This is a genomic window from Planctomycetota bacterium, from assembly GCA_026387035.1.
In the GTDB taxonomy this organism is placed as follows: Bacteria; Planctomycetota; Phycisphaerae; order FEN-1346; family FEN-1346; genus JAPLMM01.
Genome location: JAPLMM010000072.1, coordinates 1 through 11,153, shown reverse-complemented (window position 1 = coordinate 11,153; position 11,153 = coordinate 1). Strand labels below are relative to the sequence as shown.

Below are 11,153 nucleotides of genomic sequence, written 5' to 3'. Positions count from 1 at the left end.
TGCTGCACCACGTATCGCGGCATAGGCGTTCCCTCAGGAAAGAACCTACTCTATCTTATCTCGCTTCTCCAGGTTGTGCCTCGCGCAGAGAATCTGGATGTTTTCCGCGACCAGAGAGGACCCTCCCTTGGAGTAGGGTATTATATGATCGAAGTGCAGATTGTCGTCGCTTCCACAACGGACGCACCTTCCTTTGTCGCGCTTCCAGACCTCGAGTTTTACAGTAGCAGGGATCAACCGCGTATTTTCGAGATCTTGACCCGGGCCGCTTTGGGGCGAAGACGAACCCTCCACAAGTTCAAGGCGGAACTTGAAGACCTTTCGGGCGTTACTCAACTCCTCCCAGGCATCAACGAGTTTGAAGATCCCGTTGTAAACCCAGATGCCTGACTTGATTTTTTCATACACCTTAACCAATTCGGGTTCAGCCTGTCCCCTCTTGTGGCATTGCGCGGCTTCGAAGAAGAGACCGTTCTGCGTCAGACTTCCACCGGGGTTATGCATCGGTTGGTTGGTCAACTTGGGATCAGGCCCCTCACGCGTTGCGAGAATGTCGTGGCCTTCGTAAATGAGGACCTGCCCCTCATCTTCGATACGGTCGGCATAGGGAGCCCCGGCCCTCAGACTCATTAGAATCACGCTATACCCGCCGCGCAACCTGAAGTTCATGCCACGCTGGAGGTTGACACCTTCCTCTTGGCACATCTGAAGGTAGGATATGACGTCGCCTGGGCTGATCATGGCACAGTAGTCTCGCGTTTGTAAAACCCCATAACTGCTTATCGGCTCTTACTTTCCGCGCTCGGTGTTGCGTCGGATGTCGGTCAGCGTGTCGTTGATGCGAAACAGGACGATGAGCCATTCGCAATAGATGCGCATGACGAGCGGGCCGAACACGACGGCCAGGATGCCGATGCCGATGAGTTCCGGCGTCCGGTTGATGCGGGCGATGCCCGTGAGAATCGCCCCGATGCCGCCCAGGATGCATGCGACGACGCCGAGCCAGAACAGAACCTGAATGACGATGGGCGTCAGCATCTTGCGGAAGGTCAGGAAGTCCCACATGGCGTTCCCCTTTCTGTTGAGGGTGATGTGACGGGGCCGATCGGCTTCCGCCTCCGCCAAGGCTATGGCGGACAAGCCGGCCGCCGGCTCAACTGTAAGCGCCGGGGGGAAGGAGGGCAATAGTTTTCGCCGGCCCGAGGATGAATCGGCGGGCGTTAACGGCACACGGCGCGCGAACGCCCGCAGTGCGGAGAAATTCGGTGAAAAATCGCGGCGTCCCGGTCGGACGCCGCGCCAAGAGGCGTTACTACGTTACTTCGTTACTCCGTCACTTCGTCACTTGCTGTCAGTCAGTTGCTTCCGTGTTTCAGGATGAGTTTGGCGCCTTCGGCGGCGTCGAGGTCGAGTCCTCCGAGGGCTTCGCCGGCCGCGTCGCGAATGGCGTCGTCGGGGTTGGCGGCTCGGGCCTGGAGGGCGGCAATTTCGCCGGCCTCGAGTTTATTGCCGACGAAGCGAGCGGCCCGGGCGAGGTCCTTAAGAGCCGCCACGCGGACTTCCTTGGATCGCGTCTCGTCGGTTCCGACGTGAACCATGGCGCGGGTGATTTCGCCGTCCGCGATTTCCGCCAGCGCCCCGAGCACCGCCACGACCAGTTCATCGGGCCGATTGGCGGTCAGGCTGTCCAGCAGGCTCTGGCGTGCCCGCCGGGCGGAATACACGCGGCTGTCGATGGCGATGTCTTTCAGGACCTGGGCGGCGCGGAGGCTGATGGCGCGGCTCTCGTCGGCGTTCAGCACGAGCGAGCCGGCCTGTTTCTTCAATTCGTCCACCGCCGCGAGGAGTGCCGCGGTCGCGATGCCGGGCTCGACGGCCCGGAGGTACGGCACCTGGGACTCGAGCCACGAGGCCTTGACGGGGTCGTCGGGCCAGGAGAGGACGAGGATGGGTGTCATGGCGGTCGCGTAGTCGGTCCTGAGGAGCGAGACGACGTCGGCATGGCTGACGTTCGTGGTGCGGCTGGAGATGAGGACGGCATCGATGCGCGGCATGGCGCGTGCGGCGGCCAGCGCCTGGTTTCCGGTCGTGGCGAGGACGACGTTCCAGCCGGCCTCTTTCAGTTCCGCCTGGAGGCGGTTGCGGTTGTCGGGTTCCGGCTCGGCGAGGAGGATGCTTTTCTGGGCCTCCAGGTTGAGGGCTTCGGAGAGGACGGGGATGACTTTGCCCGCGCCGGTGAACGGATTGCGCGGGCGGATGGCGGCGAGGGCGAAGGCGGAGGCGAATCGCGCCCGCTGGTCGGGATACCCGAGCGCCAGGACGAGGGGGCTTCCGACGTCGGCCTGGCCGTAGAGGGTGAGGAACTCCTCGTTCGCCACGTCCTGGAGGGCCTTGGCCGCGCGGACCGCCACGGCCGTGTTCCGGTCCTCGAGCGCCCGGTCGAGCACTTTGTAGAGGTGCTGCTGGCCGACGGCGCGGGCGAAGAAATCGACGCTCGGCATGTCGTCGGGGAGGAAGGGGTCGGCCTCGCGGGCCGTCTTGCCCGCCAGTTCGGCTTCCATCTGCATCAGTGACGAGACCCAGAGGGCGACGGCTTCGAGCGCGCCGGGGTCGGCCTTCAAGGCGTCGGCGCAGGCGCGGGACGCCAGGATTTCGTTGACGGCCCGGCTCGGCGCGGCGCGGTACAGGAGGCCCGTCCCTTCGACCCAGTCAAACAGGTCGTAGGTCGGCAGGCGCTCGTCCGCCACGAGGATCTTGTTGTAGTAGTACTTTTCGGCCGCGGTGAGGTAGAGCATCTTGGCGGGGATCGCGAGGACGCTTTCGTCGGCGATCTTGAGGATGGCGCCCGTGGCGGCGGCCTTCAGCGTGTCGGTCGTCTTGGGGTTTTCGACGACGGCCTTCAGGGCCGGCAGCGCGTACGGGTACCCGATGGTTCCCAGGATGTTGATGATCGTGTGCTTCAGGTCGTCCTTGGGGGTGCGGAGCGCCGCCAGCAGAGGCAGGACGACCGGCCGGCCGAGTTCCTCCAGCGCCCGGATGACGAACGGCGTAAGTTCCTTGCGGGCGGGGTCCTGCAGGATCGCCAGGGCGTGCGGCACGACGTACGGGCCGCTGTATTTCAGTTCCTTCATCGCCAGGTAGTAGGGCCTCGGGCCGTCCCCCAGCCGCAGCAGATTCGCCTGGATGCGGTTCGCGTCCGTCCGTTTCAGATAGGCCCCTTCGTCGGCCAACGTCAGGATCCGCCCGACCACGCCGACCAACTCCTGGACGTGAGCCATCTTGATGAGGACGTCGTATCCAGTGGACGGCGATTCCGTCAGCGCGAGCACCGCCTTGGCGTCCGGATTGGCGGCGAGGACGCGGTTGGCGAAATCGGCCGCCAGGTCGAACCGCGCCAACTTGAAATAGTGGACCATCATCCGCCAGTTGTTCTGGAGGTCCGCCCCGGCCAGGGTGACGGGCAGACCGGCCGCCCCATATCCGGTGGCGGCGGCCTCTTCCTGGGCGGGCGTCGGAGACCCCGCGGGCGGGGCGCCTTCGGCGGCCGGGGCGCCTTGCGCCGGCGCGCCTTCCGCGGGCGGTGCGACTTCGGCGGCCGGGGTGCCTTGCGCCGGCGCGCCTTCCGCTGGCGGGGCGCCTTCCGCAGGCGGCGCACCTTCCGCAGGCGGCGCACCTTTGGCAGGCGGTGCGCCTTTCGCGCCGGGCTGCTTTGTCGGACCGAAGAGTTTTTCGAGTTGGGAGGCCGCGTCTCCTTGGGCGCCGGCCTTTCCGATCGGCAGCGCCACGAGTGCCAACGTCAAAGCGAGCAGCCACGTTCCGGGCGCCGACCAGCGGCACCGGTGTCGGAAGGTACGCATCGTCATCTGGCGTCTCCTTCTATGCACACGGCGAGTCCGCCGGCTTGGCAGCCCTGTCGGAGGACCGGAGGGTTTCTCCCGGCCGGCGGTTTCAATTCCTTCGGCGCCCAACGCGCCTGCAAACTCCTCTCGCAACTAGGGATAAAGGCGGCGCGATTATAAAGGGGACCGGAAGGGTGTCAACAGAAATTGACGACAGACCGGGTGGCGAGAAAGGGACGCGACGGCTCAAACCTGCCGCACGCCAACTATCAGCCCCGGAGGCCCGGGAACCCCGCTACCATCGCCGCGAGGAGGCCTTTTCAGGCCGAAAGGCCTACGGGCGACGGCCTCGGCCACGAGGCCGCCGACCTCGCTCGTCGTGAAGCCCATCCTGCCCGCGGCCAGGCTCTTCGGTTTGTTTGCCGTCGCCTATGCGACGGCCGATTCGACGCGGTCGGCTGCCATGATAGCCGGCAACAGTCTGACGCTCACCGCTTCGACCGCGGCAATGTCGGCTCGCGGCTACGTTACCTTCCGGTGCGTCGGCCCTGCAGGCCACTTCTTGCGAGGTTGCTTGACACGTGTGGTGGGCGGCGGCTAGGCTGAACGCCCTCGCTCAAAGGGTAAAGCCCTTCGCGCCGGGCGAAGCGCGCGTGAACGGCTCGCGCGGGAAACAGGACACGGGGTCTTCCTATCAGGCGCATGGGACAAGGAGGTGCGAAATGAGCCGTGGCACGAATCGCCGCGATTTCCTCAAGACGGGCGCCCTGGCCGGCGCGGGCTTGGTGGTGCTGAAGTCCGGAATCCTGGAGGCGGGCCAGTCGCCCAATGACAAACTGGGCATGGCCGTCATCGGCGTCGGCGGGCGCGGCGGGGCCAACCTGGGGGATGTCAAGGGCGAACGGATCGTGGCCCTGTGCGACGTGAACGAGAACAACCTCAAGAAGGCCGCTCAGCAATTCCCCGAGGCCAAGACGTACGTCGACTGGCGGCAGTGCCTCGACCAGAAGGACATCGACGCCGTCGTCTGCTCGACCACCGACCACACTCACGCTTTCATCAGCATCTGGGCGATGAACCGCGGCAAGCACGTCTACTGCGAAAAGCCGCTCGCCAACTCGGTCCACGAGGCGCGCACCGTGCGCGAGACGTACCTGAAGAACAAGAACAAACTGGCCACCCAGATGGGCACGCAGATCCACGCCTCGGACAACTTTCGGCGGATGGTCGAACTGGTGCGCGGCGGTGCGATCGGCACGCCGGAGGATGCCCGCGTCTGGTGCAGCCGCGTGCCCAAGGGAGGCGAATATCTGCCGGCGGCCGGCGACCCTCCGCCGCACCTCCACTGGGACCTGTGGATCGGCCCCTCGCCCATGCATCCCTACAACCCGGAGTACCTGGGCGGGTGCCTGGCGTGGAACCGGTTCTGGGACTTCGGCAGCGGGCAGATCGGTGACATGGGCAGCCACATGATGGACATGGCCTACTGGGCCCTCGACCTGCGCGACCCCACGACCTGCAAGGCCGAGGGCACACCCGTCAGCCCCGACACGTGTCCGGAGTGGCTGACGGCCGAGTGGGACCACCCGGCCAACGGGTGGCGGCCCGCCGTCAAGGTCTATTGGTACGACGGCGGCAAGAAGCCCGGCGTTCCCTCGAAGGTCTTCAACCGCGACGAGTTGTTCAAGGGCGTCATCTTCAAGGGCGACAAGGGATATCTCCTCTGCGACTACGACTACCGGATCCTCATGCCCACGGGCGACTTGACCTCCTTCCAGCCTGCCACGAAGGACACCCTCATCCCGCCCTCCAAGGGCCATCACGCCGAATGGATCGAGGCCGCGAAGACCGACCGAAAGACCCTCTGCAACTTCGACTATGCCGGCGCCCTGATCGAGCACAACCTCCTGGCGCTGGCGGCCTGCCGCGTCGGAAAGCCGCTCCAGTGGGACGCCGCCAACCTGAAGGCCCCCAACTGCCCCGAGGCGAACGCGTTCATCCAGAAGACCTACCGCGAAGGCTGGGTCCTGAACGGCTAACGACGGCGAATGCCGAATGAGGACATGCTAAGCGCGGCGGCCTTCCCAGGCTGCCGCGCTTTCTTCTGCATCGCGTGACCGGGCGAATCGTCGAGGCGTCACGAACGGTCTCGGCCGACAGCATCGACGTCTCGGCGATTGACAGGTACTTGGATGCGGCTTAAAGTAACGTCAGGTCCGCCAGGAAGGCGGGCTCGTGCTTCGTAGCGAAGTAGCCCTTCGCTACTTCGCAGAGTAGCACCGAATTGGGTTTCGGGAACGGGGTCGCGCCGAACCCCAAACCTGCCCGCCTCAGGCGGGTTTCCACCCACTTTCGGGACGCGACCCCTGTGATTTGGCTTGGAGGCAGACCAATGTGCCAACGACTTGTTTACATGCTGTTCACTGCGGCGGTGGTCCTCGGCGTCCCCCTGGCGGTGGCTTGTCAGGCGGCCGAGACGGTCCGGTTGTCGGCCCTGGACCTCTCGAAGATGTCGGCCGGCTGGGGCGAGCCCCGGGTCGACCGCAATTGCACCGAGAAGCCGATGGCCATCGCCGGCCGCAAGTTCGAGTGCGGCGTGGGGACCCACGCCGAATCGGCCCTCCATGTTCGTCTCGACGGCAAGACCGAACGTTTCACGGCCTGGGTGGGCGTGGATGATTCGGCCGGCGGCAACGGCTCGGTCGAGTTCCAGGTGTACGGCGACGGCAACAAATTGTCCGACAGCGGTGTGATGAAGGGCGGCCAGGACGCCAAGCGCGTGGATGTGGACCTCAAGGGCGTCAAGCACCTTGTGTTGCTCGTGACATCGGCCGGCGGCAACACCCAGTTCGACCACGCCGACTGGGCTGAAGCCGAGTTCCAGGTCGCCGGCGCAAAGCCCGAAGCCATCGACGCCCCGCAGTTCCACGAGGAGCGGATCATCCTGACGCCGAAGCCCGGTCCCGAGCCACGCATCAGCGGGCCGGAGGTGAACGGCTGCCGGCCCGGCCGGCCGTTCCTCTACCGTATTCCGTGCACGGGCACGCGGCCTCTAGTCTTTGCGGCCGAGGGCCTGCCGGCGTCGCTCCGCCTCGACTCGGCCACGGGCATCATTACCGGCAAGGCGCCGGAGGAGTGCGGCAAATACGCTGTCACGCTGAAGGCGAAAAACGAGACCGGGACCGATGCCCGCGGCTTCACGATTGTCGTCGGCGACACGCTCGCCCTCACCCCGCCGATGGGCTGGAACCACTGGTACACGTGGTACACGCAAATCACGGACGAGCACGTGCGGAAGGCGGCCGACGCCATGATCGCGTCCGGCATGGCCGACGTCGGATACCAGTACGTCAACCTCGACGATTGCTGGATGGTCAAGTCCGGCTCCGACGCGCCGCCGCGCGACGACCAGGGGCGGATGCGGCCGAACGAGAACTTCCTGAACATGAAGGCCCTGGCCGATTACGTGCACGCCAAGGGCCTGAAGGTGGGCCTCTATACCTCGCCGGGGCCGGCCACGTGCGCGAGGTATGAGGGCTCGTACAAGCACGAGGAGATCGACGCCAAAACGTATGCCGAGTGGGGCTTCGACTTCCTCAAGTACGACTGGTGCTCGTACGGCGGCGTGGCCAAAAGGGATAACCTGGGCGAGGGGCTCGATCGGCTCCAACGTCCGTATCGCCAGATGGGCGACATCCTGAAGACCCTCCCCCGCGACATCGTTTTCAACCTCTGCCAGTACGGCATGGGCAACGTGTGGGAGTGGGGGGCCGAGGTGGGCGGGAACTGCTGGCGGACCACGGGTGACCTCGGCCTGCGTCAGGGCGGCCAGTTGCCAGGGTGTTTTCACATCGGCCTGGAGAACGCCCGGCACTGGGAACACGCCCGCCCCGGAGCGTGGAACGACCCGGATTACATCCTCATCGGGTACGTGGGGAACGCCCGTAAAATGAGCGCACCGCCGCAGATGACCCCGCTGACGCCCAACGAACAGTACGCCTACATGGCGATGTGGTGCCTGATGGCCTCCCCGCTTATCTACTCCGGCGACATAACCCGCCTCGACGATTTCACGCTGAATGTCCTTTGCAACACCGAGGTCATCGCGGTGGACCAGGACCCGCTGGGCAAACAGGCCCGGCCCCTTGTGCAGACGAGCGACGACCTGGTCCTGGCGAAGCCGATGGCCGATGGCAGCCTGGCTGTCGGCCTCTTCAACTTCGCCGAGGTCGCCCGCGAGATGACCGTCACGTGGGGGCAGTTGAACCTGACGGGCCCGCAGCGCGTCCGCGACCTCTGGCGGCAGAAAGATCTCGATGAGGCCGACGGACGGTTCTCGGCCCAGGTGACCCGCCACGGCGTTATGCTCGTCCGCATGTGGCCAAAGCCGTGAACGGGAATTCGGGGGACACCCATCAATGGCATTAAGATTAGCCCCCAAGGCCCTTGGGTCGGCGATTCGGGCCGGCGCAGATCGGCCCTGGCGCTGCCTTGCGCCCCGGTTCGTGGGGTCCCTCGCCGCACAGAAACGCCTCAAATCCCCTTATCTTAATGCCATTGGGGACACCCATAACCGTGCCCTGTTCCGCCCCGCCACGGGCGGGTAAACTTCGTCCCGGTCCCGATCCCGGCGCGCCGGGAGAGGACTATGGACGGACAGGCAAGGGCGCGCCACAGGGGTCGCGGCTAAGCACGTGTAATTTTGCTTACTTCCCGGTTCCCCGGCCTGCCCGCCGTCTTGTCCACCATAGTCCCGGCGTGCCGGGACGAAGGCGGAAGCCCCGGCGTGCCGGGGTGGTGGTGGGTTCCCGATTCCCTGTTCCCGCCTTTCCCTCCTTTGCTGTAAGTCCTTATTTTTCGTTTTGCAGAAATGGCACTTACGTTCGAGGTCGTTGACGTAAGTCGTTTTGAACTTGTGGGGGATCTCGCGGCCCCGGCCCACCGGCCTTACGCCTTGGTCACAGCCTCGGCCACGAGGTCGCCCACCTGGCTCGTCGTATATCCCATCTTGCCCGCGGCAGCGTCAGCTGGCGGCTACATACCTTCCGGCGCGGCCGGCCTCGAAAACGATCTCCACCTTGTCGCCCTTCCGGAACTTGCCCTGGAGCGGCACCAGGATGAAGTTCTCCGTAATCGCGGCCTTCGTGTCCTCGCCCTTGACGATCTTGGCGCCCGCGATGCGGTGCGGAAGGAGTTCCATGACGGGTTGGCCCGGCCAGGCGCCGTCCTCGTTGGCCGTGAGGGTGAGCACGTAGCGGTTGCCCTCCATCACAAGTTTCTGTTCCCAGGCCGGCGGGCCTCGCAGCGGCCGGGCTTCCCACGCCGGGTCGCCGTAGAAGGCCACCGTGTCGCGGTCCCACAGCAGGCCCATCTCGTCGCGGTCGGTCAGGTGGTGCCTGGCGGCCAGTTGGTCCAGCAAAGCGGGGTTGCGCTCTTCATCATATCGCTCGAAGTTCACCGAAGCGCTCTTGGGGTACCGCGTCTCGATCTCGTGGAGCATCGCCTGCATGTTGACGAAGAACGCCTGCGCCAGCGTCCATCGGCCTGGCTGACCAAGGTACACTTCCTGGATGCCCCACCCGCCCTTGCCATACCACGTGGGCACGGTGTACCCGAACATCTGCACCACGCCCGCCGAGTGGATGAGGCTGGTGACCATGCAGTCGCGCCCCGCGATGTTCCCGATGAGGCAGTTGCCCACCGGCAGGTACACCTTGGGGTTGGGCGAGTGGATGTCGTACCGCTGGCGGGCCGTGTCGAGGCCGAACAACTGGCCGTCCTGGTGCCGCAACTGGCCGTTGCGGTACGAGTAGCCGATCTGCCAGTCGTGCTCGGTGGCGTGGCCCGACGTGATGAAGCCGTCGGGCTTCTGCTGGTTGAAATAGTCGACGATCGCCTTCGTGGAATCGTTGGGGCAGCCCTGGTCCTCGATCTTGCCGTCGCGGGTCTTCACGCGCATCGACCCGGCCTTGCCCTCGTCGAACAGGACGCCTTCCTCGAAAGGCCCCATCCATCCGCCGCTCGTGCCCGCCAGGACTTTCTTCAGGACGAGAGGCTCGAGGCGGCGGGTCAGGCGGTGGACAGCCACCACGAAATCGCGCCCCGCCTCCTCGGGCCGGGCCACGAAACAGGCATAATTGGCCCCTGCGGCAGCCAGCGGCTGGCGAACCTCGCCGACGCCCTCGTTCCACGTGATGACACGGGCGCCGTACTTTTCCTTGAGGGCGGCGACCACGGGGGCCCAGTCCTTGTCGCCGGCCGTCTTGGCGCTGATGACCACAGCGTAGAAACCCTTGGCCGGCGGTGAGTTTTCCCCGCCCCGCGCAGGCAAGGTCCAGAAAAGCAGGGGGAGGATCGAGAGCATCGCCAGGCGAATCCGGTTCATGGGTTTCGGCTGCACCGCGCGGAGCACCTACCCTTCGACGACGGCGTCGGCCACGAGGTCGCCCACCTGGCTCGTCGTATATCCCATCTTGCCCGCCGCCAGGCTCTTGAGTTTCTTCGCCGTTACGAAAGCGATGGCGGATTCGATGCGGTCGGCCGCCGGCTCCTCGCCGATTTCCCGCAGGAGCATCGCGAGCGCCCCGATGGCCGCCAGCGGATTGATCTTCCCCTGGCCGGTGTACTTCGGCGCCGAGCCGCCGATCGGCTCGAACATCGAGAGGCCCTCGGGGTTGATGTTGCCGCCGGCGGCGATGCCCATGCCGCCCTGGATCATCGCCCCCAGATCCGTGAGGATGTCGCCGAACATGTTCCCCGTCACGATCGTGTCGTAGTACTCGGGGTTCTTGACCATCCACATGCAGCACGCGTCGACGTGGTTGTAGTCTTTCTTGATGTCGGGATACTCTTCGCCGACTTCGAGGAACGTCCGGTGCCAAAGGTCCCCCACGTACGTCAGGACGTTCGTCTTGTGCACCAGGGTGAGCATTTTCTGGTCGTTGCGTTTTCGGCAGAGTTCGAAGGCGTACCGGATGCACCGCTCCACGCCGCGTCGCGTGTTGCACATCACCTGCGTTGCGACCTCGTGCGGCGTGCCTTTGTACTGGATGCCGCCCATCCCCGTGTAGAGGCCCTCCGTGTTCTCTCGCACGATGGTGAAGTCCACGTCCTCGGGCTTCTTGCCCACGAGCGGGCAGGGCACGCCGGGGTACAGTTTCACCGGCCTCAGGTTGATGTACTGGTCGAGTTCGAACCGCAGGCGCAGCAGCAGGCCCTTCTCCAGGATGCCCGGGGCGACGTGGGGGTCGCCCACGGCCCCGAGGTAAATGGCGTCGAAGGCCTTCAGCGCCTGGATTTCCTCGTCCGTGATGA

The 11,153-nt window shown here is 65.3% G+C and carries 7 protein-coding genes; 2 read left to right on the top strand and 5 right to left on the bottom strand.

The window, feature by feature from the left end:
- Positions 1 to 45: 45 nt before the first annotated feature.
- The 3 genes from NTX40_02375 to NTX40_02365 form a co-directional block, all read right to left on the bottom strand.
- Entirely contained in the window at positions 46 to 738 is a 693-nt protein-coding gene (locus tag NTX40_02375; protein MCX5647933.1) for an HNH endonuclease, read from the bottom strand.
- 51 nt (positions 739 to 789) lie between these two features.
- Positions 790 to 1,065 carry a DUF4282 domain-containing protein gene (locus NTX40_02370; GenBank protein ID MCX5647932.1) on the bottom strand — a complete coding sequence of 92 codons (276 nt, stop codon included), beginning with the start codon at positions 1,063 to 1,065 and terminating at the stop codon, positions 790 to 792.
- A gap of 290 nt (positions 1,066 to 1,355) precedes the next feature.
- On the bottom strand, positions 1,356 to 3,863 hold the full coding sequence (locus NTX40_02365; GenBank protein ID MCX5647931.1) for a hypothetical protein: 2,508 nt from the start codon (positions 3,861 to 3,863) through the stop codon (positions 1,356 to 1,358).
- 698 nt (positions 3,864 to 4,561) lie between these two features.
- On the opposite strand from NTX40_02365, the gene NTX40_02360 reads away from it, so the two are divergent.
- Both NTX40_02360 and NTX40_02355 read left to right on the top strand, forming a co-directional pair.
- The gene (locus tag NTX40_02360; GenBank protein MCX5647930.1) at positions 4,562 to 5,878 is read left to right on the top strand and encodes a Gfo/Idh/MocA family oxidoreductase; all 1,317 of its coding nucleotides are present in this window, start codon (positions 4,562 to 4,564) and stop codon (positions 5,876 to 5,878) included.
- 353 nt (positions 5,879 to 6,231) lie between these two features.
- On the top strand, positions 6,232 to 8,232 hold the full coding sequence (locus NTX40_02355; GenBank protein ID MCX5647929.1) for an NPCBM/NEW2 domain-containing protein: 2,001 nt from the start codon (positions 6,232 to 6,234) through the stop codon (positions 8,230 to 8,232).
- Between the two features lie 630 nt (positions 8,233 to 8,862).
- On the opposite strand, the gene NTX40_02350 is transcribed toward NTX40_02355, so the two are convergent.
- Both NTX40_02350 and NTX40_02345 read right to left on the bottom strand, forming a co-directional pair.
- A complete protein-coding gene (locus NTX40_02350; protein MCX5647928.1) occupies positions 8,863 to 10,224 on the bottom strand; it encodes a hypothetical protein in 1,362 nt (453 codons plus the stop codon).
- Positions 10,225 to 10,251: 27 nt separating this feature from the next.
- A partial coding sequence (locus NTX40_02345; GenBank protein ID MCX5647927.1) for a 3-isopropylmalate dehydrogenase occupies positions 10,252 to 11,153 on the bottom strand: 902 nt, incomplete at its 5' end.